Origin of the sequence: Chitinophaga silvatica (assembly GCF_003419895.1) — a bacterium.
Classification (GTDB): Bacteria; Bacteroidota; Bacteroidia; order Chitinophagales; family Chitinophagaceae; genus Chitinophaga; species Chitinophaga silvatica.
In genome coordinates this window covers 314,577-340,178 of record NZ_QPMM01000001.1, presented here as the reverse complement: position 1 = coordinate 340,178, position 25,602 = coordinate 314,577, and the positions used below count along the sequence as shown (strand labels likewise).

Here is a 25,602-nt window from a genome sequence, read left to right as displayed (position 1 = left end):
CAACTTTTTTATTGATAGGCTCGCAGGCTCGCTGGTATTGCCCGCAACGGCGCGGAGATTAATATTAAGGGGCTTAAGGATCGAAACGAATACTATTAAGAACTACCGACTGGTTTCCTTATGATTGAAACCTAACGGGAGTCCTTAAAAACATTCGCTTCGATCCTTAAGCCCCTTAATATTAATCTCCGCGCCGTTGCGTGAAACAAAAACGAGCAACGCGAGTTACATTACATATTTCCCTTTATCATCTACCAATACTACTGGCAGGCGATGATGTTTTTCGAAGTAGTCGTATGCATTTCTCAGTTCTGTCCAGAATTGTTTGGAAGTATTATCTGTTAGAGTAAACGTTCCAAGATAGTTCATAGATCCTGCGTTATTGAATTTTACAGGGAATACATGCACGGGAATAAAGTCCTGGCCTGCGTTCTTAGCGTTCACTGCGAGAATATATACTTCGTCAATAAATTCGTCGGTAAGCGGAATGCACCCAACTGTGATGCAGTTACCATGAATATAGATTTCCCCACCCGGAGTTTTCTGGTCACTTAGGATGCGATCAGAGAAATTGGGATAGTTGATACCCAGTGATAAATGGTAATTACTGTTCGGATTAAAATCGTTGATGTAGTAGAAGCCTTCTGGTACCTGTCTGTCACCTTCCTTGCGTTTAGGGCCCATTTTTCCGGAAAGCGTACATACTCTATAGCTTTTGAATAAACGAAATGTATCGGCCGGATTATTTTTAACCCAGATTTCCATCTCACTATCCAACTTAAAAGAGCGTACAAAGATATACCTGGCCGGATAAGCCAACCCTTTCTTTTCAAACTCCTTTTTAAGAAGCTCTTCCTTTATACGATAGGCCTCCCCTACTTTAGGGAACATTTTTTGGTTTTCTAAAAATGATTGCTGAGCAAAAATTTGGCCCGCGCCCAGCAATAGCAACACCATAACAACAAGTCGCTTCATACACTAATACAACAAAATTTTAATTTATACCAGATTCGTATATGCAAGGAAAAATAACACAAATGCAATAATAAAATATACAATCATCCCAACCTTACGGTTCGCGATTTTAAGTATATAATGTTTATGCCCTTGATAGATCAGTATAGCAGTAAAAGCTTGAAAAATACCTCCCAACAAAAACAGTATCCCGAACAGTGTCTGTATCCTCATAAAAAACGGAACAATACTTTTAATTATTGTCGTAAAGTTAAGTGTTTATTCCTTTACTGTAGCTTTATCCATTCCAGTTTTATGGTACTTCCGTCTAATCCCGCGTTCAGCGTGGCTTTTACTGGAAATTTTCCGGCATTATAGGCATAAGTCCAGGTGTTTTTAATATCCCGGGAGGAAGTAGGTGAACTGATTGTTTCAGAAAGCACGTTATGAGCCGATAAACTGGCTGCTCCGGCATCGAGGATCAGGGCCAGATCTCTTTGCTGTTTAGGATTTTGCTTGTTATCGTAAGTGTAGGAAGTGGTGGAGGTATTCACAAATTTGCTATACCCCGGCTGTTTACCATACGTAGCTACTTCTGTTACATTACCCTCCTTATCCCAGTTCCATTCCTGATACCCATTCTGAACTATTTGCTTCGTAGAAGCCTGTAAACCAGATAAATATCGGGTACTTAGTTGTCCGTCTGCGTTATAAACCAGGGAATCTATGGCAATTAAGGCATTTTGACGGTAAGAGTTAATCCTGGTCAGCTGACCTGCCGAATTGTATTCGAAGGTTTTATACAGCTCTTCGTCGGCTCCCGATTCTTCTGCCAACAGTGTTTTAACAATCCGGCCATTTTCGTATACCGGTATTTGTACCACTGCATACTTTTCGGACCCTGTTCCCTGTTGCTGAATTATTTTCTTTAATGTCTTATCCGGATTATACTCCATTGTAGTTTGTCCGGCAGGTGAAATGACCTTATAAAGATAGGTTTCGAAATTACTGCCTGTATTGAAAGCAGAGAACAAGGTAAATGATGCGGCCAAAGAGGCGCAGATGACTCCATGAGTCAGAGATTTGCGTAGCATAGGTTTTAAAAATTAAAATAATCTAAAGGTGGCGTTCGGTCGATATATACGGGCTAATGGGTCTACAGGGTTTTAAGTTAATGAAAAAATAACATATTATGAAAAATTAACTTTTATTAGGAGTACTATTAGAAAAAAAAGGGGGATGCCTTCTATTGCATCCCCCTGTATTAACAGATTATGTAACCTTCAGCAATGAAAGCCTATAGATTTCCTCTTAAAGCCTGTTCCCGTTCGATTGACTCGAATAAAGCTTTAAAGTTTCCTTTACCAAATGACTGAGCACCTTTACGCTGAATAATTTCAAAGAAAACGGTAGGTCTGTCTTGTAACGGTTTAGTAAAGATCTGGAGCAGATATCCTTCATCATCGCGATCTACGAGGATACCCAGTTCCTGAAGAGGTTTAATTTCTTCATCTATATGCCCAACTCTTTCAAGCAGGGTTTCGTAGTAAGAAGAAGGTACTTTAAGGAATTCTACTCCTCTTTTCTGTAATTCACCAACGGTTTTAATGATGTCGTTGGTGGCGATAGCTACGTGCTGAACACCAGGGCCGCCGTAGTAGTCGAGATACTCTTCGATCTGCGATTTTTTCTTTCCTTCGGCTGGTTCGTTGATAGGAAATTTAACCCTACCATTTCCATTGCTCATAACTTTACTCATGAGGGCAGAATACTCGGTAGAAATGTCTTTATCATCGAAAGAAATCAGGTTTTTAAAGCCCATTACTCTTTCGTAAAACTCTACCCAGGTATTCATTTCATTCCAACCAACATTACCAACGCAATGGTCTACGTATTGTAAACCTGTATCAGTTGGATTATACTCTGTTTTCCATTCTTTATATCCAGGGAGGAAAAGACCTTTGTAATTTTTACGTTCTACGAAAATATGAACGGTATCGCCATAGGTGCGTATTCCACTTCTAACTACTTCACCAAATTCGTCTTTTTCAACGGTAGGTTCCATATAGGGAGTAGCGCCTCTTTTTACTGTTTCTTCATAGGCAGAGCGGGCATCATCTACCCATAATGCCAATACTTTAACACCATCACCGTGTTTGGTAACATGGTGAGTGATATCGCCATCCGGCAGCAGGGAGGTAGTGAGTACAAAGCGTAATTTGTTTTGTACGAGAACATATGAGGCTCTGTCTCTCACCCCGGTTTCAGGGCCGGCATAGGCAACAGATTGAAAGCCGAAAGCAGTTTTATAGAAATGAGCTGCTTGTTTGGCGTTGCCTACATAAAACTCAACATAATCTGTACCGTTGAGTGGTAAAAAATCTTGCAATCCTGATTGTTCTTTCGCAGATTTCAATGCAGTTTCCATCACTTTAAAATTGTTTTGGTTATTAGTTAGTTGGTTTATGATTTGTTGTAACTTTTATATTGATGTGTTACTCTGCCCAGCTCATTACATAGCTGCCATCTTCAATATCCAATGCGTCGGCAGTAATTTGAAGCGGATGAAAAGTATCCACCATTACTGCTAATTCCTTTGTTTCCTTAGCACCGATGCTTTTTTCTACAGCTCCCGGATGTGGTCCGTGAGGAATGCCGGCAGGATGCAATGTGATCATACCTCTCACAACATGCTTACGGCTCATAAAATCGCCATCTACATAATACAATACCTCATCACTATCTATATTACTGTGATTATAAGGAGCAGGAATTGCTTGTGGATGGTAATCAAAAAGTCGGGGGCAGAAAGAGCAAACAACGAAGTTGTTTCCTTCAAAAGTCTGGTGTACCGGAGGGGGCTGATGCACTCTGCCAGTAATCGGTTCAAAGTCGTGAATAGAAAATGCAAACGGATATTCGCATCCATCCCAGCCTATTACATCAAAAGGATGATGTTTGTAATGGATGGGATAAATGATTCCTTTCTTTTTTATACGGATAAGGAAATCGCCTTCTTCATCAAAGGTTTCGAGGTTTTGAGGCTGGCGAATATCTCTTTCGCAGAAAGGTGCATGTTCGAGTAGTTGTCCGTACTTGCTGAGATATCTTTTAGGATAACGAATAGGACTAAATGATTCAACTATAAACAGTCTGTTATCAGGTGTATCGAAATGGATCTGATAAATAGTACCTCTTGGGATAACCAGATAATCGCCATAGCCGAAAGAGAGTTGTCCGTATTGCGTTTTAAGTACGCCGGTTCCTTCATGCACAAAGATCATTTCATCTGCGTCGGCATTTTTATAGAAATAACTTTCCATACTTTTCCGTGGAGCGGCCAGTACAATATGAAGGTCGTTATTCACGAGTACTGGTTTTCTGCTTTCCATGAAATCATCTGTTGGTTTGATGTTAAAACCGGTAAAGCTGCGGTGTTTTAACATTTTTTCTTCAGCAACTTTAGGTGCTACAGAGTACGGCTCATCTACTTTTACTATTTCGGTAGGCGGATGACAATGGTATAGCAGGCTTGAATTGCTGGAAAATCCTTCAGTTGAAAACAATTGCTCGGAATAGAGTTGCCCATCCGGCTTACGAAACTGGGTGTGTCGCTTATGCGGTATTTGTCCGAGTTTATAATAATGTGGCATAACGGATGTTTTTTAAGATAGATTGTCTGGTGTATGATGTAATTGTTTGGTATATGTTGAATTGATTGTAATCTGGTGTATGTTTAAAATCAATAACAAATTGCCTGCGATAAGGATGTATGCCTAATGAGAAAATCCGAAGCTTATAGACTATAGTGCAGCAAATATTGCACCTATGCCGTATAGCAAATGAATTAAAAATCAATAAACAGAAAGGAAAGGTTACGCCAAAGTCGAATCCATGGCGAGAGTGGCCATGAGAAAGTAGTAGTTAAGCTGACTATTGCTTGTATATTTCAGAGAAATGGACAAGTGGCTGAAGTTTAAGAGACTAAGGTAGGGGAATAATTTGGAATATTAAAAATAAAATTACTTAACACCTCTCTGCATTTTTATTATCAACTCTTCTTCCTGATTTATAAAAAACCGATTTTATTGTCATAAAAACGTCATTGAATTTATATATTAAAACCAATTCACTTTCATTCATTTCAACAAAAACACATCAAATAATATAAAAATCAAAATAAAAACATCGATTTATAAAAACATTCAAACAAAAAACCCAAAATTTAAAACATTTCAAAAAATCGCCACTGCACTTTTATTTACCGTTGTAATTATAGACTTTTGTTACACAATCGTCATTTTTCAATAGTGAAACCGTTTTCTACATATCAATCCTCAGCCATTACCGCTATTACATCGGTGATCACGGGCACTATTGCTACAACGTCTACCATTACAATTACCCCAGTACGGGGTTAGTTTTCACATATAAGCCAGCGACCACAAATGTGGTATACCAAACCGGGAGAGGTTCCCGGAACTACTTTCTACGTATAAAATTTCCATATGCAAGTATTAAAATTCGGAGGAACTTCCGTCGGAAGCGCCAAAGCAATAGAACAAGTTTGTTTAATCCTACAAAAACATAAGCCTGCCGGCAGATATGCTATCGTTGTTTCAGCTCTGGGTGGGGTAACCGATATGCTTATACGTTGCGGACAACAAGCTGAAAAAGGCCAGGAGTCTTATAAAGAGATACTCCAGGAAATAGAAAACCGGCACCTCGATACTATCCGCCAACTCTTCCCGATTACCGCTCAAAGCAGCCAGATCAGCCAACTTAAAAAGAAACTAAATGCCCTCGAAACGCTTTGTGATGGCATCTATCAGGTAGCCGAACTCAGTACCAGATCACTGGATAAAATCATGAGTTATGGCGAACTTCTCTCCTGCGTAATTGTAGCCGAAAAACTGAAAGTACTCGGATTCAATGCTACCTGTAAAGACAGCAGAGAACTCATTGTTACCGACTCCAACTTCGGACATGCAGCAGTAAACTTTCCCACTACCAATCATAATATCGCGCAATACTTTGCTCAACAAGCAGCCGATTATGTAGTATTGCCCGGATTCGTTGCCGCTTCCGCCGACGGTGAAACTACTACATTAGGCCGCGGAGGTTCTGATTATACTGCCGCCATCATTGCAGCCGCTGTTAATGCTTCTGTATTGGATATATGGACAGACGTCAGCGGAATGATGACCGCCGATCCAAGGATTGTTTCACAAGCTATCCCTATTTCTCATATCTCTTATGTAGAAGCAATGGAACTTTCCCATTTCGGTGCAAAGGTGATCTATCCTCCTACCATTCAGCCGGTGATGAACAAACGTATTCCTATCTGGATTAAAAATACTTTCGCACCGGAAGATCATGGTACCTTAATTCAGGATAACACTGATAAAAGCTACCCTGTAACCGGTATTTCCGGCATTCAGAATATCGCACTCCTAACCCTGGAAGGAAGCGGAATGGTGGGTATCCCCGGATTCTCCAAACGTTTGTTTGAAGCATTATTACACGAGCGCATCAACGTTATTTTAATCACCCAAAGCTCCTCCGAACACTCAATTACTGTAGGAATCCATGAAGCTGAAATGCTGAAAGCCAAATCCGCAGTAGATAGTGAGTTTGCACAGGAAATACTGGAAAGAAGAATAGCTCCCCTTATTGTGGAAAAGGATCTGTGCATTGTTGCAGTGGTTGGCGACAACATGAAAAATCATCATGGTACCAGCGGCCGCTTGTTTGGCACTCTTGGCAGAAATGGTGTGAATGTACGCGCAATTGCCCAGGGTTCTACCGAAAAGAATATCTCCGCCGTAATCAATAAAGCCGATCTCAGAAAAGCATTGAACCTGATGCATGAAACTTTCTTTGAAGCTCCTCTGAAACAGGTAAACCTCTTCATTGCAGGTGTCGGAAATGTAGGTGGTAAACTACTCGAGCAATTAGAACAACAACAGCAATACCTGCAACAGGAACTTGGTTTACAAATAAGAGTTATTGCGCTCGCAAACAGTAAGCATTGTGTATTTAATCCTACCGGCATTTCATTATCTGAATGGCGTCAGCAATTGGCTACAGGAAGCAGAATGAGTACCAGTGAGTTTGTAACTGAAATAAAATCTCTCAACTTACGAAATAGCGTATTTGTTGATAATACCGCCAGCGAAGAAGTTGCAGCCACTTATCACGAGTTCCTGCAACACGGTATTTCTGTTGTTACCTGCAATAAAATAGCGTGTTCTTCCGACTATTCCTACTATAAAAAGTTGAAAGACCTGGCCAGAAAATACAATGCATCCTTCCTGTTCGAAACCAATGTGGGAGCCGGATTACCAGTAATCAACACCCTCAACGACCTGGTAAGAAGCGGAGACAAGGTTCACAGTATTGAAGCTGTATTATCCGGTAGTCTGAATTTTGTATTCAATCATTTCGTAAATGGTGCCAGCTTTAAGGAAGTAGTTAAGGCTGCACAGGATGAAGGATACACCGAACCAGATCCGAGAATTGATTTAAGTGGTAAGGACGTAATGCGCAAAATATTGATCCTTGCCCGTGAGAGTGGTGCCGCCATTGAAATGGATGAAATTACCAATCATTCTTTCCTCCCGGCCGAATGCCTGGATGCTCCTTCCGTCGCCGATTTCTATGATACTCTCGATACTTTTTCAAATCATTTCCAGGATCTGAGAATTGCTGCAGATAAAGAAGGCAAACGCTTAAAGTTTGTTGCCAGATATGAAAATGGTAAAGCATCTGTTGGCCTGCAAAGCATTGCGCCTTCCCATCCTTTTTATCAACTCGAAGGGAAAGACAATATCGTATTATATACTACTACCAGGTACAAAGATCAACCATTAATTGTGAAAGGAGCAGGGGCCGGAGCAGATGTAACAGCTTCAGGAATCTTTGCAGATATTATTCGCAGTGCCAGATAATAATTAAACCAATTCTTCAAACAGACCTAATCAATGAGTATATGGATAGTATAAAAGTATTTGCCCCCGGAACAGTTGCTAATGTGGCATGTGGATTTGATGTAATTGGGTTGGCATTAAATGCACCTGGCGATGAGATGATCGTTAAGCGCTCAGATACTCCGGGAATCCGTATTAGTGCCATTCATGGTGCCGACCTGCCGCTGGACCCGGCTAAAAATGTTGCCGGTGTTGCCATTCAGGCATTATTACAGAAATATGAAGCCACAAAAGTTGGATTCGATGTAGAGATATTTAAGAACATTCATCCCGGCAGTGGTATTGGTTCCAGTGCCGCCAGCAGTGCCGGTGCAGTTGTAGCTGTAAATCAGCTGCTGGGAGAACCTTTTACCAGAAAACAACTGGTAAGGTTTGCCATGGAAGGTGAAAGGCTTGCCAGCGGCGCGGCACATGCCGACAATGTTGCCCCGGCTATCTTAGGTGGATTTACTTTAGTTAGAAGTTACAGACCATTAGATATAACTACTATTCATACACCTAAAGATCTTTGGGTAACAGTTATTCACCCACAGATAGAAGTAAAGACTTCTGATGCAAGGGAAATTTTAAAGCAAAAAATTTTAATGACCGATGCCATCAAGCAATGGGGAAATGTTGCTGCTCTGGTAGCCGGTTTGTATCAGGAAAATTATGACCTGATATCCCGCTCCCTCGAAGATGTAATAGTAGAGCCTATACGTTCTATTCTTATCCCTGCCTTTCATGAATTAAAGTTGAAATGCAAAGAAGCAGGCGCTTTAGGCGGAGGTATTTCAGGTTCCGGCCCATCAGTTTTTATGTTGAGCCAGGGAGAAGAAAATGCAAGAAAAGTAGCTGCCACTATGAATGATGTGTATGCCCCATTAGGAGTGGACTATAAAATATATGTATCACAGATCAATACCGAAGGTGTGAAAGTGATAGGATAAATTCTAAAAAGAACGTTACATGAAATACTTCAGTTTAAATAATAAAGCACATCAGGTAAATTTTGAAACAGCAGTAGTTCAGGGATTGGCACCAGACAAAGGTTTATATTTTCCGGAACAGATTCCTACGCTGGATCCTTCCTTCATAGAAAACCTTCACGATTATTCAGATCATGAAATCGGGTATAAAGTAATTAGCCCGTTTATCGGATCTGAAATTCCTGAGGAAGCCTTGCGAAAAATAGTGGCTGATACGCTTAGCTTTCAGTTTCCTATCCAAAAAGTAACGGGTCATACTTATGCTTTGGAACTATTTCATGGCCCTACCCTTGCATTTAAAGATGTGGGTGCCAGATTTATGGCTGGTTGTCTGGGGTATTTCAGAAGAAACAGTAAAGACCCTGTAACTGTATTGGTTGCCACCAGTGGGGATACCGGAGGTGCTGTTGCCAGCGGTTTCTATAATGTACCCGGAGTAGAAGTTGTAATATTATATCCTTCTAAAAAGGTAAGTGTATTACAGGAAAAACAACTTACCACCCTTGGAAAGAATATCCATGCACTGGAAATCCAGGGTACTTTTGATGATTGCCAAAAGCTGGTAAAAACAGCGTTTCTGGATCAGGAGTTACAGCAACACAGGCCACTTACAAGTGCTAATAGTATTAATGTTGCGCGTTGGCTCCCTCAAATGTTCTATTACTTCCTTGCTTATAAGCAAATGAAGGCCGCACATCCCAACCTGGTATTCTCTGTTCCAAGCGGCAATTTTGGAAACATATGTGCAGGTATGATGGCTGCAGCTATGGGATTGCCAGTATCGCATTTTGTTGCCTCAACAAATGTAAATGATACTATCCCCCGGTTTATGCAAAATGGAGAGTATACCCCTCACAAGGCTGTACCTACACTATCCAATGCAATGGACGTAGCTGATCCAAGCAATTTCGTCAGAATCCTTGAGTTATTTAACAATAGTCTGCCTTCCTTACAGCAAAAGCTAAGTTCATATAGTTTTACAGATAAAGAAACCAGCAGAACGATGGAGCAGGTTTGGAAGGAAAACCACTATATGCTCGATCCACATGGGGCGGTAGGATTCCTCGGATTACAAAAGTATTTACAATACTCTCCCGAGCTTACTGGCGTGTTCCTGGAAACAGCCCATCCTGTGAAATTTGAAGATACAGCTCCCCGTTCTATCAGGGAGGAAATTTATACACCGGCTAAAGTAATGTCGCTTTACCATAAAGAGAAACAATCAACACTGCTATCGACTGATTATATAACATTCAAAAACTGGTTAATGCGATAAGGATTATGTAGTTTTGAAGCCAGTATGAAATATTTACCAGTCCTTATCTTATTGATGGGTGCAGCGGCATGTAACAATGCCGGCACCCGGCAACCGGTAGTAGAATCAGTGGATTCTGCTTTGTATAGTGATATTGTACGCCCGGTTACCGACTCTATCCAACAATTCCCTGAGAAGCCTGAACTTTATTATCGTCGTGCCCTCCTATTATTCAATACAGATCCAAAGTTATCGTTGATCGATTTTGAAAAGGCTGCCAGTCTTTCTCCCACCACTACGGATTACTGGGCGGGAGCCGGGGAAGCGGCTTTGGTCATTAATGATTTTAAAAAGGCAGCTGTCAATTTTCAGCATGCCCTTACCAACTCACCTGGTTATACGTACCTGGAATACAGGTTAGCTACCGCCTGGATCGAGAATAAGCAATACGAATCGGCAGACAGTTTGGCTAATATTCTGGCTCAAAGTGCGGAAGGCAGAGATAAAGCCTTTTATCTGAAAGCCCGTATAGCAGAAGACAGACAGGATACAGTTACAGCCATCAAGCATCTTACTTCGGCTATTCATGCCGCAGGTCAGGCGCCTGAATTTGAAGCCGTAATGGAACTGGCCGATCTGCTTAGAAGCCGCAAAGCCCCAATGGCATTAAATTACTATATGCTGGCCTGGAGGCTGGATACTACCAATGCCCATCCGCTGTATGAGGTAGGAAGATATCAGGAAGAATTAGATAATACGAATGGGGCGATTCAGGCTTATAAACAATGTGTAGTAGCAGATCCTGGATTTACCGGGGCATATATGGCATTGGGTAAAATTTATCTGAATAAGAAAGACTATAAAACAGCATATACCTATTTTAATCTGTCGGCTAAATCGGCTCCTACCGATGCCTGGGCTTATTATTACCGGGCTGTATGCCAGGAAGAGCTAGGCAAAAAAGAACTGGCAATAGAAGACTATTCTAAAGCCGCTTCATTTAAAAAAGATTTTAAAGAAGCCCTGGCAGCCTTAAAAAAACTAAATTCTTAAATTTACAATACACAAAAACTCAGTGCATTTGGAAAAAAATCCTGTTTTAGTAGCACCCTCTTTACTGGCGGCCAATTTTCTGGAGCTGGGTAAAGACGTTGAAATGGTAAACCGCAGCGAAGCGGATTGGTTCCATTTAGATGTGATGGATGGGCGTTTTGTGCCTAATATCAGCTATGGGCTGCCGGTGATATCGCAGATTAAGAAGCTGGCGAAAAAGCCGCTGGATGTACACCTGATGATAGAAGAACCTGAAAAATATGCAGAGGCCTTTAAAAAAGCGGGGGCAGATAGCCTGACCGTGCATGTAGAAGCCTGCGTGCATTTACATAGAAATATACAGCAGATCAAAAACCTCGGAATGCGTGCCGGAGTTGCTTTAAATCCACATACTCCGGTTGTAATGCTTGAAAACATTATACAGGACATTGATATAGTATTGGTAATGAGTGTTAACCCTGGTTTTGGAGGGCAAACATTTATAGAGCAAACCTATAACAAGATCCGACAGGTAAAACAGTTGATTGCAGATACCGGATCAACGGCATTAATACAGGTTGACGGAGGAGTAGAACTCTCTAATGCGGCACAATTGATTAAGACAGGTGCTAATGTTTTAGTATCTGGCAGTGCAATATTCGCCTCTCCTGATCCGGAGGCAACCATACACTTGCTTAAGATAAGTGGGAAATGATTTCTTTCGACAATGGTTTAGTTAGATAACCGGTAACAAAACTATAGCCTGCAACTCTTTCCCTATCTTTTTCATCGATAGAGGATGTTAGTACAAAGATTTTTATTTGCTTAGGCAACTGCTGACAGAACAAGGCATATTCTTCCAGAAACTCCCAACCATCCATCACTGGCATATTTAGATCGAGTAATATGAGATCAGGCAAAGCCTCACTATCTCCGGATTTATCCCGGAGATAGTCTAACACCTCCTGGGCATCAGAAAATACTCTGATACCTGTACTGATAGCCTGACGTTCGATCATGATTTTAGCAATCTGCTGGTGAATCGGGTCATCATCTACAATAAAAATCATGTTGAGCAACTTCATAAAGGGGGTTTATTCAGTTCTAAAAGTAATAATAAATTTTGTTCCTTCTCCCGGATGGCTTTCTGCTTTAATGTTGCCTCCCATGGCTTCCACCTGAGTTTTGGTAATAAATAAACCTATTCCTTTTGCATCCTTATTCTTGTGGAAAGTTTTACGGAATCCAAATAGTTTATTTCCAAATCGCTCCATATCTATCCCTATCCCATTGTCCTGAACCGTTAAAATAATACTTTCATTTACTTTTGTTGTCTCTAAATGCAAGGCTGGATCCCGATCCGGAGAACGATATCTAATAGCATTAGTAATAAAGTTCTGAAGAATACTATCTAAATATACTTTAGGATATTCTATAAAAGGTGCTGCCTCAAAGTTATACGTAATTTTGATGTTACTGGTTTCTATATCTACCAATAATATATCCATTACCTTTTGCAAACGTTCTGCAAACAGCAGTTTTTCCTTTTCAACATTTACATCCTTCCGTATCTGCACTACTTCTACCAGGTCATTTAGTGTTTCATCGATTTTCTTAATTACTTCGTGAAGCATGCTCAGATAAAGCTCTCTCTCATGTTGGGAAGATGCTTCGTTATGCATGACCATTAAAGCTTTCAGATTTGCAATTGGCGCTCTTAAGTTATGGGATGTAATATGGGCAAAATCTTCCAGTTGCTTATTCTGGTTAACAAGATTTTTATTCAGATTGGATAATTGTTCATTTGCTTTTCTCAGTTCCTTCTGTAGTTTACGGCTATCAGTTATATCCCGCATAAAAACGGAGATTCCTCCATCCTGCATGGGTGTTAGCAGGAAGTCGTACCATTTATCGGCACCGGAGAAGTAGATACCAAAGGATTGTGAAGTTTGTTGTTCGATACATTCCTGCAGGCGCGGATAAAATACGGTACCGGATAAACGGGGAAATTCTTCAAAGATATTGCTGCCGATAGCCACAGAGTGCCCTATCATTTTCTCTGCCTTTCTATTGAGGAAGTTCAGGTTTCCGTTCTTTTCCATAGCTGCGTAGCCCATATCTATCGTATCGAAGAAGAGGCGCATCAGTTCTGTATTCCGTGTCAGCGCATCCTTGATCTCCAGTTGCTCGGTTACGTCCTGCACTACTCCGTATATTCTTACCAGTCTGCCATCTTCATAGCCAGGCTGGCCGATATATCTCACTCTTTTTTGCTGTCCGTTTGCCACTACGCTGAGATACACATCGAAAGGGCGGCCGGTGTCACTACAGTTTTTCAGCAGTTGTTGCAGATTTTCTCTGGCCTCGGCAGAATAGAATGAGAGGGCTTTATGTAAGCTGATTTCCTCCTGGGGCAGGCAACCGTGAATAAAGTAAGATTGATCTGTCCATCTCATAAACCTGGTATCCGTATCCAGTTCCCAGCCACCGATCTTGCCGATGCTGCCGGTTTGCTGCAGGAATACCTGGTTTTTCTTGTTCTCTTCTTCCTGAGCTCTTTTTTCGGTTATATCATTAACCAGAGCCACTACTATCATTTCCTTATCTACAGGTTCAACAACGGGAAACACTGTAAGATCCAGGTATACTTCACGATCGACGGTGGTCCAGTTGCTATCCTGGGAGAAGTCGATCCGCTTTTCTATTCTGAAGGTTTTATTCTGATCGAGAGCCTGGGCAAAGAGTTTATCCAATTCGAAAGCGATGGACAGTTCATCATTCATAACATTGAAGGGCTGTCGCATGGCGGGATTAGGGGAGTTAAAGAAGACTCTTTGTGTTTGATTGATTCTTCTTATAAAACCGAAGTTATCGAATTGGATATATCCTATCGGGAGGTTTTCAATAATATTATCGAGGAGGCGTTCACTTTTCTGGAGGCTGAGTTCAGAGAGTTTCTTTTCGGTAATATCATCGAGGATAAGAAATAAATTGGCCATGTTTCTGGCTTTATCAGTCAGCGGGAAAACAGTGGCTTCAAAATACACGGGATAAAGTCGGGTAATATTTCTGATTCTTTTCTCCCGGTAACGCAGTAATATTTCTTTTTTGATTGTTTTACCGGTATCTCTGGCTTCTTCAAAGATGGCTGCGAGTCCGTTCAGGCGGTAGAAAGGGTCTTGCAGCCATTTATAGTCGGGATTTATGAAAAATGGATGGGCATCGCCCCAAATTTCACGTTGCCGGCTGTTCATATCGATATTTTCGCCGTTGGTACCGAATTGTTGGAGGCCCAGGGGCAGGTGTTCGAGTACCTGGCTATAATAGATTTCGTTTTGTTCGCGTTTAATAGCAGCCAATTTCTTGGAAGTGATATCCATACCGATGATAATACAACCTTCTACCTGGCCGTCGTTGGTACAAACAGGGCTGCAACCGGCTTCGAGCCAGAGGGGGGAGTTATCTGGCAATTTGAATCCTATTTCGCCGCTAACGGAAGCACCGTCCAGCACCTTCGAATACCAATCGTACCATTGGACGAGAGATTCGGGGGGGAGGATACTGGTAAGCGGTCGGCCGATCAGGAGGTCGGGCGACTGATGCAATAAGGTAGTTACCTGCAGATTTACAGCAGTAACAATACCTAATGCGTCGATAGAAACAGAAAAGGCACAGGCATTGATAGCGGCTTCCAGATGCTGTAAGTACCGGTAGTGCTGTTCCAGCCTAACTACATTCATATGATAGCAAGTCTATTCGTTGTGTATAGCAATTCCCAAAGTAGGCATTATATAATAAAAAAACACTATTATTTACTATAAAAGTAAGAAAATGTATGATAACGAGAATGATTGTAATAGGCCATTAGCGGGAATGCGGGGAGATTTTAGTATTTCTTATCCACTCGTTGTGGATTTTCAATTTTCTGAAATTGTCAAACGAGTAATATCTTTGGGATGATTTATTACATTAATTTTTTACAAATATTATCAAATGAAAGTTTTGATTATCATGGGTTCCGAGAGTGACAAACCTGTAATGGAAGAATCTCAGAAGCACCTTCAGTATTTTGGAATTGAAAATGAAATGATTGTTGCTTCAGCGCACCGTAATCCGGATAAGGTAAGAGAATTATGTATTACAGCGCAGGAAAAAGGGTTTGGCGTAATTATTGCCGCAGCGGGTATGGCAGCAGCCTTACCTGGAGTTGTATCGGCTTATACCTCACTCCCTGTACTAGGTGTTCCATTGGATGGCGGGTTGCCTGGAGGAATTGACGCATTATATTCTATCGTACAGATGCCAGCGGGATTACCGGTAGGTACATTAGCAGTTGGAAAGGCGGGAGCGCGTAATGCGGCTGTATTGGCAGCACGTATTCTGGCCTTAGGTAATAAAGATATTGCTGCTAAGGTTGAATCCTTCAAACAGAACGGATACAGAATTTAGTATTAGCTTAACAGCTACGTCGTCCAGGTTGCACAATAATTAAATAAATTCGGTATAGAAAGTATCGATTATATTCCTGGAAAATTAAACTATAGAATCATTGACTGAATCCATTATCAATTTAGACAGCATTAATCCCATAGAGTTTTTCGGTGTTAACAACGGAAAGCTTGATCTGCTGAAGAAGAAGTTCCCATTGCTTAAGATTCTTTCGAGAGGTACTCAGCTTAAGTTGAGTGGTTCGCCGGAGGAAGTGGCAACAGCAGAAGAAAAGATCAATCAGATAGTGAAATATCTGGAACGAAATGGCAATCTGACGGAGAACTATTTTGAGCAGATTTTGGGAGATGAGGAAGGAGCAAGGATAGATAATTTCAGTGAGCGCAATCCCAATGAAGTATTAGTTTTTGGTCCTAATGGTCGTACCGTTCGGGCTCGTACCAGTAACCAGAAGAAAATGGTAGCACTGGCGGAGAAGAACGATATAATATTTGCAATAGGCCCTGCTGGTACTGGTAAAACCTATACAGCTGTGGCACTGGCTGTAAGGGCACTGAAAAACAAGGCGGTAAAAAAGATCATTCTTACTCGTCCGGCGGTTGAAGCAGGTGAAAGCCTGGGATTTCTGCCTGGAGATTTAAAAGAGAAGATCGATCCATATTTACGTCCGTTGTATGATGCACTGGATGATATGATCCCCGCTGAGAAACTCAGTTATTATATGGCCAACCGAATCATTGAAATTGCTCCTTTGGCGTATATGCGTGGACGTACCCTCGATAATTCATTTATTATTCTGGATGAAGCGCAAAATGCCACAGACTTGCAGATCAAGATGTTTCTAACCCGTATAGGCGCTTCCGCACAAGCAATTATCACCGGAGATCTTACGCAAATCGACTTGCCTAAAAACCAGCAATCTGGTTTGGAAAGGGCTACCCGGATTTTACGTAATATAGATGGAATAGGGCATGTGGAATTGGATGAAGAAGATGTGGTAAGACACCGTTTGGTTAAAGCTATTATTAAAGCCTACGACGCTCATAAGAATAGTTAGGATATTAATCCGGTTCCTTTCCAGCTCAGGAGGGGAACCGGATTTATTTAAATCCAACCTGAAATATTAACGCTTTATTAACGGCAATTGCCGTAAGTTCATCTGTGGGAAATTCAGTCCGGAAGCCTGTGAATGAGCAATTCGATAGATCCTGACTTTGCAGAATTGAAGTTTACCCCTATTTTTGTTGTGATATACTATAATTTATCGACCGCATGACCAAATTTTTTCGAATCATAACACTGGCACTCTTTACAACCATACTGTTGGGTAGTTGTAAGAAAAGAGCTTCTCCGGAGGAGGTAGCGCTAGCGTTCATGCATGCCATTCAGGATTCGAACTACGACCAGGCTAGAGAATATGCCACAAAGGAATCTCAACAGGTAATTCAGATCTATGCAATCTTCGACGGCCGCAGAAGTGGGGCTGAAAGAGAAAAAATTAAGAATGCAAAGATTGAAGTGGTGAATATCGAAGAAAACGGTGATAAAGCTGCTGTGACTATCTTAAACTCTTCTGCCCATCAAAAAGAGGTATTACAGATGGTTAAAGAAAATGGACAATGGAAAATATCACTGACATTTGACAGTATCATTCCTAACTATACGCCTCAATCAGGTAATACAGCTGATTCAACGATAGAAGAAGAGGCCGACTCCTCCGCTACTAACGCTACCAAGATACCAGTAAACTGATTTTCTTCGGGAAAGCAAAGGATATTTTTAACAATTATCTCCTAGTTCCTTAATTTTGCCTCGCAATAATGCAAGGATAGGTGATGATTTCCAGTTTTATATACCGGAAACCTAGCCATATCAACGAACTTAGGAAAAGTAACCTATTTCTGCTGCATTAAGCGAAAGAATAATTATATACAAAGTAAAGTTGATTTATTATGATGACAAATCCCTGGCACAGTGTAAGTCCTGGATCAGAAGTGCCGCATATCGTTAATGCTATTATAGAGATTCCAAAGGGATGCCGTGCCAAATATGAACTGGATAAAGAAAGCGGTCTTTTGAAACTGGACCGTGTATTATATTCATCTGTATACTACCCTGCCAACTACGGTTTTATTCCACAGTCTTATTGCGATGATCATGATCCACTGGATATCCTGGTACTTTCTCAGGTAGAATGCGTGCCTATGTGCATCATCGAAGCTAAAGTAATTGGCGTTATGCAAATGGTAGATGGCGGTGAAGCCGATGATAAAATCATCGCTGTTGCTGCTAACGATATGAGCGTAAACTATATCAACGATATTTCTGAGTTACCTCCTCACTTCATCGATGAGATGCGCCATTTCTTCGAAGAATATAAAAAATTAGAGAAGAAAACCGTTGTGGTAGAAGAATTCCAGGATAAAGTGAAAGCAGAAGCTATTATCACTAAAAGCTTCGAAGACTACCGTAAAATCTTCAAACAAAGCTAGCTCGCTGGCTCGCTTGTTTCTCGCAAAGAAGCAAAGATTAATATTAAGATAAAAAGATCGAAGCGAATATTTTAAGGACTGCTGATTGGTTTCTTATATTATTGAAACCTAATAGAAGTCCTTAAAATATTCGCTTCGATCTTTTTATCTTAAATAATCCTTATACCTCTTAATATTAAGCTTTGCTTCTTTGCGAGAAACAAGCGAGCCGGCGAGCTAAATATACCGCTTTATAATCCGAAGTTTATGGGTGCGTACTCCAGTATCCTTATTAATAATCCCCTGGTTATCGATAATATCAACCCTTACTTTACCCGAAGAGTGGATTATTTCCTCATCATTGAGCAAAATGCCCACATGCGTGATTCTTCCCTCCTCATTATCAAAAAATGCAAGGTCTCCCAACCTGGCCTGCTGAAGAAAATCAACCACCTGACCCTGTGTGGCCTGTAAATAGGCATCTCTCAACAGATGAATTCCAAATAATTTATATACATTTTGTGTGAATCCCGAACAATCAATACCAAAAACACTCACCCCACCCCATAAATAGGCGGTATTCAGATAATTGAATGCTGTGGCCTTAAATGCCTCCAAATCTACCGGCTCATGACTCATTACCGCTTTTACCGGATCCTCAAAACGCACCTGGATATCGCCCCATTGAGCGCCTTTATCAGCATAATGCTTAATAAGACACCCAAAAGGAACCTGCATAGGCAATCCATTCATCGTAACCCGGTTACTCCAGGAAGCAGTATAATGAATAGCTTTTGCCCGATAAAGCCCCTCATCTATGATTTCCAGATGTGACATGGTAGCCCAGCCAACATAATCGTCGTACTGATTCTTTACTTCTACCCACCCATCAGAACTTGTAGAAAGTATTTCCACACATGCTCCCCATAACAACTGAGAAACCATTTCACTTCTATGGGCAGCTGTTGCTCTTAATGGCGCAATCGGCACTATAATAATGGCGTATGGCATATAAATTGTAAAATTCCCTTTTATAATTCAATAAATCTATGCTTCAAATGAACTTTTTCCGGTTTTGTACGTAAATATAAATTAATAAGTGTATGCAACAACAGTTAACCAATTTATCCGATAAAGAGTTGATATCCCGCGCCAGAAGACAAAATGATCGCGAGGCAGAAGGTGTATTGATGGAACGATATAGTCATTTATTGGTTGCTGTTACAATGCCCCAATTGCATAAAGATAGCTCCCTGGACCCCAGTACTATATTCCCTGTTTTGCTGCAACGGTTAAGCGCTAGCCTCAAAACTCAAACCATTTACAAAGCCAGTGAATGGATTCTGCATATTCAAAAAGGCTTCCTGGGAAAACCTGAGAAAAATACCCCGTTTTATCCATCTCGTGAGGTAAGAGATTTGCTGCATATAGAAAATCTGGTAGATAAAGCCACCAATAATGTTATTGACAGCAATGAACTGATGCTCAGATTAGAACAGGCCATGGATCGACTTCACGATGAAGAAAAAACACTATTAAAACAATTTTACCTAGAAAATAAATCCTTCGCCGACCTTTCAGCCATAACAGGACAACCTCGTGATAAGGTAAGGGCCCAACTGAAAAGCGCCAAAGGAAAACTAGCCAAGCTATTTATGAATCAGGGATATGTTAAGTAATAACAAACATAAAAATGATAAAGTACTAAAGATTTTTTCATCTATCCGTTGCCTCAATAAAGACCAGTTTCCCCGCTATATGGATGGCAGATTAACGGATATAGAAAAACATCTGGTAGAACAACATCTGGCCGATTGTGACCTGTGTTATAATGCCCTGCTGGCATTGGAAAAGGAAGATGACCAGGATAAGTACCAGGATCTGACCTATAAACTGCAACGTTTTGTGAGAAACAGTATTCAACCTGTTTCACACGTACAGAAAGTAGCACAATACACAAGGAAGGAGAAAGCGAAAGAACATCTCCTGCTATATTTCTGGCTCCTTGCTTTTATTGGACTAGGTATCGGTAGCGTATACGTACTGGAGGGCCATATCAGAAATCAACCTCCTCCCGTGCGATATGTAGCTGCTGTAACCCCCAGCCGGGAACCTTCAGCCGCTGAAACAAGTACCCCTGCTCCTGCTGCTACTCCCCCGGTTGTAACACCAGTGAACAATACACAGCCAGAGGTATCTACTCCTAATCCGATTCAACTTCCGGATGCTCCACTTGCAACAACTACAGCAACTACCACTACCCCTGGTAGCGTACCTGTAGATTCTGCTGCAATAAAGAAAGCAGCCGCATTGAAAGCACAGCAACGCAAAGCAACTGCCGACAGTCTGGCCCGTATCAGACGCGCTCAAATGCTGCAGAACCAGCAGGATTCTGTTCGTCGTGAAGCCGAAAAAGCGAAGGAAGCCGAGAAGAATAAAAAGGAAAAAGAAGAAGAGGAAAAGAAATCTCAAAAACAGGAAAATACCACAGAAACAAACCCTGAACCTGCTAAAAAAGAAACCCCTCCTCCCGCAGCACTTAATAGTGATGAGTACCTCTATAAGGCAGCTATGGGATTCCAACAACAAGGCAATTATGGTGAAGCAATTGACAGATACAGAAAATTAGAATCTGTCAGCTCCGGCAGATACCAGGAAATGGCACGATATCAGATTGCTGTATGCTACAGAAGCAAAGGACAAATGGGAAAAGCAAGACGAATGTTCAGAGAAGTAGTAAGAATGGATGGTGCCATGAAAAACTCTGCCCAACTAGCTTTGGATGCTATGTGAAAAAATTTGCATTTATTTATGCAATTTTGTGAAAACTGCATCTTAGCTTAAGTATTCCATTATTTTTGCCTGTGAATAATCCAGCCATACAACAACTTACAGACCAGGAGCTACTGCAACGGTTCAAAGCTGACAAAAACAGTGAGTGGATTGGTGTGCTCTTCGACCGATACGCCGTGCTATTACTTGGTATGTGCATGAAATATCTGAAAAATGAAGAAGATGCACGTGATGCTGTACAGCAAATCTTCCTTAAGGTTTTATCAGAAGTAAATAAGCACGAAATCCAGTTTTTTAAAGCCTGGATTTATCAGGTTGCTAAAAACTATTGCCTGATGCAGTTGCGGAATAATCCATTGAAGTACAAAACAGAGATAACTGAGAAACATATTGCTGATATGGAAGCCGAACCCTTAGATAAGAAAAGCTTTCAGGAGAAAGATCTGTTGTTGGAAAATATGGAGCTGGCTATTCAGCAATTAAGCCCTGAACAAAGGACCTGCATCCAATTATTTTATATGCAGAAAAAGTCATACCAGGAGATAGCAGATCAAACTGGTTATTCTTTACTTCAGGTCAAAAGCTATATCCAGAACGGAAAGCGGAATTTAAAACTTTTGTTGGAGAAACAACAACGAACAAACCATTAACTTGCATTTAATAACGATATGAACGAGCATTTCAACGATATATTTGTTACTACAGGTTGTCCATCTCAGCAACAGTTGCTTGACTATGTTCAAGGCAAACTGTCGGCCAGTGAACAACATGAAGTAGAAATGCATCTGGCAGATTGTGAGCTTTGCAGTGAAGCCCTCGATGGATTAGCTGCAATAAAGGACAAGGAAAAAATCCCTGGGTGGATTATTGAGATGAGGTGGAACCTGCTGAAAAAATTAAGGCAGCGGTATAGGCCAAAACGACGGTTGCAAACCTACATTTCTCTGGCGGTATTAATTTTTATTATTCTGATGATCTTACTTGGCATATTCTGGACTTATTACTTTGTTGCCAGAAGATAAAAGAGACAGGACAGTATCCTGTCTTTTTTATTAATATAAAGTTCTGTTACTTTTATTTTTCCATTCAGCAAACACCTCCAACGCTCCATTATCTGGCATAGAAATCAAAGGAATTTTCTTTTCACTATGCGGCACATTCAATTCCCTATAGATAAAAGAGTCGTCAAATTCAATTGCTGCTGCATCTTCCTTAGAATTAGCGTAATAAACACGTTGAGGCCTTGCCCAGTAAATAGCTCCCAGACACATTGGACATGGCTCACAGGAGGTATAAATTTCACAGTCGGTCAACTGAAAAGTGCCAAGTCGATTACAAGCATCCCTGATAGCTACCACCTCGGCATGAGCAGTAGGGTCGGTATTGAGAAGTACCTGATTCCAGCCTTCTCCAACTATTTCATCCCCTTTCACTACTATTGCACCAAATGGGCCACCATCTCCTTTTTCCATTCCTTTTTTGGACAATGCAATGGCATGTTGCATAAATCGCTTTTCTCTTGGACCAATCATAAGCAGATGTTTTAGTTCAACCAAATTTACTGAATATAAAATAAAAGAGGATGTATCTGAGATACATCCTCTTTGAATGAATTATGATAATGCATTACTTGCTATAGTATTCACGCCCTGTTTTACTAACAAGAAACCTAACACCCTTATTATTGGTTACCCAGGCATAGTTACTATTGGAGATTGAATCACCAAAAGCCCTGGCTTCTTTATAAATAAAAGGAATAACAACCTGCCCGGCTGTATTCAAATAGCCATATAAACCTTTATCGTCACGGGCCTTTATCATGTCTCTGGCAAATTCTACATCCCTGAGAGGCTTATTATATAAAGGTTTACGAGCAGTATCTAACAGATAGCCATAAACGGAATCTTTTACCAGAAAGTTGGTACCCTCCATATTCAATTTCTCAATTTTCTGATATTTGAAAGGAAAAATAACGTTGTTCTTTCTATCAATCATTCCAAGCTTCTCTCCTATCTTCATTACAAAGAATACTCCATCTCCAAAATGATTAGTCCAATCATCATATTCAAATGGAATAATAATATCTCCATCTTTATTGACTCCACCATATTTACCAGTACTTTTCAATTCTATAATCAGGCTATTATAGTTATCAAAGTATCCTCTGGATTTTCCATAAACCGGGGCTTTGTGAAGTACTCCTTCATCATAATCAATATAAAATCCATGCTTCCCATTTTTAGATAATGAAGCTTCCTGAATATCCTCCCCGTATTTACCAGATTTAAGCTCTGCCATCCTTGGTGAATCGTCAAATAACACTCTACTGTCTTTATTTTCTTTAACCTTTCCTGAAGGGTCAATCAATAATTGCTTTCCTTTTAAAATGACCTTGGCAACACCTGAAAAGTAATCAAAAAAATCAACCTGCTCATAGGCCGGCTCAATAACTATATTGCCATTAGCATCGCTGAATCCCCAGAGTTTGCCTTTCAGATACGGTACTAATTTATAGGCGCCATTACTTTCAGGCATCGCATACACGCGTGAACCTGCTACCTGCGCATTCAATGTATTTGTAAGAAATACTGCCGCTATAAACGGTATAAGGAATTTTGTTTTTTTCATATTTTAATTGCTATAAAATTCAACACCTTTATCATTTACAAAAAAGCTCCTTCCACTTTTATCAGTCACCCATCCAAAACCATATACAGCTGGTTCTGTTCCCCAGGGCTTTACTTCTTTATACTTTAACGGAACTATTACATTGCCCTTCTGATCAATATACCCGGCACCCTTTGCTGTGTAGGCACTGATTATATCTATACATACAACAGGATCTATCAGCTCGTCTGCAAATAAACTTTTGTATTGAGAATCTACTAAAGTGGCTTTATTACCTTTATAAAGAAACAGGTTGCCTACTGAACCACAAAACTCAATTCTCGTATATTCAAAAGGAACTAATATTCTGTTCAGTTTATTAATTACTCCTAGCTTGCCGTCCTTTCTCATAATTAATTCTGGTTCCATAAAATAACCCAAATCATATACATATTCATCATACTCAAAAGGGATAAGGATATTACCGGAGTTATCCACCATTCCTACTTTTCCAGTACCCTTAAGTTTTACAAGGACAGTTTTCCAGTCGCTGAACGAGTATAATACCGAATCATATGCCGGTGATTTGTATAGCGTATTTGTTTTCTTATCGAATTTAAAACTGTGCTTACCAGCTATATCGAGTGTAGCGTCATCTGCCTGTTGGGCAGGCGTAAACATTGACTGAACCGGCACTCTTTCAACAACAAGAGGTGGTTCTTTCTTTACAATAACAGTTTTAAAAGTGCCATCACGCATAATCTGCACGTCCTTCCCTTTATACACACCTTTAGCTGCTGTTCCCCGGAAAAAACTAACATGCTCGAATTTAGGTTCAATTATAATTTTCTTTTGTTCATTGCTATACCCATAAAGCTTTCCTTTTAAAAAAGGTACAAGGAACTCACCTTTGACTGTTTCTTTTGTTGGGCCGGTTACTACTCCCATTTCCTGTGCAGTTGCCGAGCAAACCAACAAACTCATAATAGTAGCTGCACTTATGTTTTTAATAATATTCATATGCTGATTATTTTTCAGAATAGTATTCTATACCTTTTTCATTAATGAAATAACTTATTCCTTTCATATTTGTAACCAATGCAAAACCTTCGATGGCTGGACTTGCACCAAAGAGCAATGCCTGCTTATAAATAAATGGAATGACAATTTCTCCTGCGTCATTCAGATATCCATACTTACCATCTTTTGCGCCCATAATAAATTTATCGTCAAATGAAGCATCTGTTAATACCCCATCAAATACCTTTTTAAAGGCAGCGCTCACCAGAATAGATTCTTTTGATGTACTTGTATACTTTGTTAGGAGTAATCTTGTTCCGTATGTATTTACCATCTTTATTTCGTCATATTCAAAAGGCAGAACTACCTTTCCTGTGAAATCCACTACACCCTGCTTTCTATTTTTTTGAAGTATTAACAACTCTCTTCTACCACCAGCAGCACCTATGAACTCGTCGTACTCAAAAGGAATAATTACTTTACCACTTGGTTCAACCAGTCCTACTTTATGATATTTGTTTTCTGCAATGGCCTGTTTCCCTTTCTCAATCAATCTGATAAAGCGATTATAATAGTAAGAGGAGGTTAGAATACCGCTTATGGTATCATAGGTATAACCATGTAAACCATCTTTATCGAGATTAAAATCTTTTTGTATCTCCTTAGTGGCGGCTCGGGATGCGCCAAGCAAACCTCCGTCTAATATATAATTGCCATCGGCATAATCATTATTTACAAATTTCCCGTCTTCATAGATTAACACATTCTTTCCTTTGTATACCCCGTTGGCAAAGTATAAAGAAGTGCTCCTCAGAAAAAAACCGGCTTTATCAAACTTTGGTTCAATAATCATTCGTTTATTTACATCTGTATAACCCCATAATTTACCTTTAAGAAAAGGAACCAATAATTGTGGGTCTTTCACAGGAGGACCAAACTCATCATCAGTTAGCAACCCGACATCTACCTGTGAATAAGTATTTATACTGGTTAAACAAAGCACTGCTACTATAAGAGTAGCTGTTATAGTCGAAATTTTCATAGAGATTTTCTTCTTCAGCAAT

General features: G+C 40.4%; 24 protein-coding genes. 13 read left to right on the top strand and 11 right to left on the bottom strand.

The window, feature by feature from the left end; all coding sequences use genetic code 11:
* Positions 1 to 225 precede the first annotated feature (225 nt).
* The 4 genes from DVR12_RS01280 to DVR12_RS01260 form a co-directional block, all read right to left on the bottom strand.
* Complete coding sequence (locus DVR12_RS01280; protein ID WP_116973642.1) at positions 226 to 975, bottom strand: L,D-transpeptidase family protein; 750 nt, start codon at positions 973 to 975, stop codon at positions 226 to 228.
* 266 nt (positions 976 to 1,241) lie between these two features.
* Entirely contained in the window at positions 1,242 to 2,048 is an 807-nt protein-coding gene (locus tag DVR12_RS01270) for a hypothetical protein (protein ID WP_116973640.1), read from the bottom strand.
* Positions 2,049 to 2,251: 203 nt separating this feature from the next.
* Positions 2,252 to 3,382: a 4-hydroxyphenylpyruvate dioxygenase gene (hppD, locus tag DVR12_RS01265; protein WP_116973639.1), complete on the bottom strand. Its 1,131-nt coding sequence runs from the start codon at positions 3,380 to 3,382 to the stop codon at positions 2,252 to 2,254.
* A 67-nt stretch (positions 3,383 to 3,449) separates the two neighbouring features.
* Complete coding sequence (locus DVR12_RS01260; protein ID WP_116973638.1) at positions 3,450 to 4,607, bottom strand: homogentisate 1,2-dioxygenase; 1,158 nt, start codon at positions 4,605 to 4,607, stop codon at positions 3,450 to 3,452.
* Positions 4,608 to 5,462: 855 nt separating this feature from the next.
* On the opposite strand from DVR12_RS01260, the gene thrA reads away from it, so the two are divergent.
* From thrA to rpe, 5 genes are read left to right on the top strand one after another with little or no spacing between them, the layout of a single operon-like run.
* Positions 5,463 to 7,904 carry a bifunctional aspartate kinase/homoserine dehydrogenase I gene (thrA, locus tag DVR12_RS01255; RefSeq protein WP_116973637.1) on the top strand — a complete coding sequence of 814 codons (2,442 nt, stop codon included), beginning with the start codon at positions 5,463 to 5,465 and terminating at the stop codon, positions 7,902 to 7,904.
* Between the two features lie 41 nt (positions 7,905 to 7,945).
* A complete protein-coding gene (locus DVR12_RS01250; protein WP_116973636.1) occupies positions 7,946 to 8,872 on the top strand; it encodes a homoserine kinase in 927 nt (308 codons plus the stop codon).
* A 19-nt stretch (positions 8,873 to 8,891) separates the two neighbouring features.
* Entirely contained in the window at positions 8,892 to 10,187 is a 1,296-nt protein-coding gene (gene thrC, locus DVR12_RS01245; RefSeq protein WP_116973635.1) for a threonine synthase, read from the top strand.
* 24 nt (positions 10,188 to 10,211) lie between these two features.
* Positions 10,212 to 11,219 carry a tetratricopeptide repeat protein gene (locus DVR12_RS01240; RefSeq protein ID WP_116973634.1) on the top strand — a complete coding sequence of 336 codons (1,008 nt, stop codon included), beginning with the start codon at positions 10,212 to 10,214 and terminating at the stop codon, positions 11,217 to 11,219.
* A 28-nt stretch (positions 11,220 to 11,247) separates the two neighbouring features.
* Positions 11,248 to 11,913 carry a ribulose-phosphate 3-epimerase gene (gene rpe, locus DVR12_RS01235; RefSeq protein ID WP_116973633.1) on the top strand — a complete coding sequence of 222 codons (666 nt, stop codon included), beginning with the start codon at positions 11,248 to 11,250 and terminating at the stop codon, positions 11,911 to 11,913.
* Here rpe and DVR12_RS01230 read toward each other — a convergent pair.
* On the bottom strand, positions 11,894 to 12,283 hold the full coding sequence (locus tag DVR12_RS01230; RefSeq protein WP_116973632.1) for a response regulator: 390 nt from the start codon (positions 12,281 to 12,283) through the stop codon (positions 11,894 to 11,896). The two genes, rpe and DVR12_RS01230, sit on opposite strands and share 20 nt — an antisense overlap.
* A 9-nt stretch (positions 12,284 to 12,292) precedes the next feature.
* Positions 12,293 to 14,938 (bottom strand): PAS domain-containing sensor histidine kinase, encoded by a 2,646-nt coding sequence (locus DVR12_RS01225; RefSeq protein WP_116973631.1) that lies wholly within the window; start codon positions 14,936 to 14,938, stop codon positions 12,293 to 12,295.
* Between the two features lie 253 nt (positions 14,939 to 15,191).
* Between DVR12_RS01225 and purE the strand changes: the two genes are divergently transcribed.
* The 4 genes from purE (at position 15,192) to DVR12_RS01205 (ending at position 18,139) form a co-directional block, all read left to right on the top strand.
* On the top strand, positions 15,192 to 15,647 hold the full coding sequence (gene purE / locus DVR12_RS01220; RefSeq protein ID WP_116973630.1) for a 5-(carboxyamino)imidazole ribonucleotide mutase: 456 nt from the start codon (positions 15,192 to 15,194) through the stop codon (positions 15,645 to 15,647).
* Between the two features lie 100 nt (positions 15,648 to 15,747).
* Entirely contained in the window at positions 15,748 to 16,704 is a 957-nt protein-coding gene (locus DVR12_RS01215; protein ID WP_116973629.1) for a PhoH family protein, read from the top strand.
* Positions 16,705 to 16,919: 215 nt separating this feature from the next.
* A complete protein-coding gene (locus DVR12_RS01210; RefSeq protein WP_116973628.1) occupies positions 16,920 to 17,399 on the top strand; it encodes a DUF4878 domain-containing protein in 480 nt (159 codons plus the stop codon).
* Positions 17,400 to 17,599: 200 nt separating this feature from the next.
* On the top strand, positions 17,600 to 18,139 hold the full coding sequence (locus DVR12_RS01205; protein WP_199417014.1) for an inorganic diphosphatase: 540 nt from the start codon (positions 17,600 to 17,602) through the stop codon (positions 18,137 to 18,139).
* A gap of 216 nt (positions 18,140 to 18,355) precedes the next feature.
* Here DVR12_RS01205 and DVR12_RS01200 read toward each other — a convergent pair whose 3' ends face one another.
* Entirely contained in the window at positions 18,356 to 19,129 is a 774-nt protein-coding gene (locus DVR12_RS01200; protein ID WP_116973627.1) for a C40 family peptidase, read from the bottom strand.
* Between the two features lie 92 nt (positions 19,130 to 19,221).
* Here DVR12_RS01200 and DVR12_RS01195 point away from each other — a divergent pair, with 92 nt between their 5' ends.
* The 4 genes from DVR12_RS01195 to DVR12_RS01180 all read left to right on the top strand — a co-directional run bounded on the left by DVR12_RS01195 (position 19,222) and on the right by DVR12_RS01180 (position 21,933).
* Positions 19,222 to 19,797 (top strand): sigma-70 RNA polymerase sigma factor region 4 domain-containing protein, encoded by a 576-nt coding sequence (locus DVR12_RS01195; protein WP_116973626.1) that lies wholly within the window; start codon positions 19,222 to 19,224, stop codon positions 19,795 to 19,797.
* Positions 19,787 to 20,911, top strand: coding sequence for a zf-HC2 domain-containing protein (locus DVR12_RS01190; RefSeq protein WP_116973625.1), 1,125 nt, complete (start codon positions 19,787 to 19,789; stop codon positions 20,909 to 20,911). The genes DVR12_RS01195 and DVR12_RS01190 overlap by 11 nt, the downstream gene beginning before the upstream one ends.
* A gap of 71 nt (positions 20,912 to 20,982) precedes the next feature.
* On the top strand, positions 20,983 to 21,561 hold the full coding sequence (locus tag DVR12_RS01185; protein WP_116974219.1) for an RNA polymerase sigma factor: 579 nt from the start codon (positions 20,983 to 20,985) through the stop codon (positions 21,559 to 21,561).
* Between the two features lie 18 nt (positions 21,562 to 21,579).
* Positions 21,580 to 21,933: an anti-sigma factor family protein gene (locus DVR12_RS01180; protein WP_116973624.1), complete on the top strand. Its 354-nt coding sequence runs from the start codon at positions 21,580 to 21,582 to the stop codon at positions 21,931 to 21,933.
* A gap of 30 nt (positions 21,934 to 21,963) precedes the next feature.
* On the opposite strand, the gene DVR12_RS01175 is transcribed toward DVR12_RS01180, so the two are convergent.
* From DVR12_RS01175 to DVR12_RS01160, 4 genes are all read right to left on the bottom strand, one after another.
* Positions 21,964 to 22,443: a nucleoside deaminase gene (locus DVR12_RS01175; protein ID WP_116973623.1), complete on the bottom strand. Its 480-nt coding sequence runs from the start codon at positions 22,441 to 22,443 to the stop codon at positions 21,964 to 21,966.
* Positions 22,444 to 22,537: 94 nt separating this feature from the next.
* A complete protein-coding gene (locus DVR12_RS01170) occupies positions 22,538 to 23,539 on the bottom strand; it encodes a WG repeat-containing protein (protein ID WP_116973622.1) in 1,002 nt (333 codons plus the stop codon).
* 3 nt (positions 23,540 to 23,542) lie between these two features.
* On the bottom strand, positions 23,543 to 24,538 hold the full coding sequence (locus DVR12_RS01165; RefSeq protein ID WP_116973621.1) for a WG repeat-containing protein: 996 nt from the start codon (positions 24,536 to 24,538) through the stop codon (positions 23,543 to 23,545).
* A gap of 7 nt (positions 24,539 to 24,545) precedes the next feature.
* Positions 24,546 to 25,580, bottom strand: coding sequence for a WG repeat-containing protein (locus DVR12_RS01160; RefSeq protein ID WP_116973620.1), 1,035 nt, complete (start codon positions 25,578 to 25,580; stop codon positions 24,546 to 24,548).
* Positions 25,581 to 25,602: the final 22 nt, after the last annotated feature.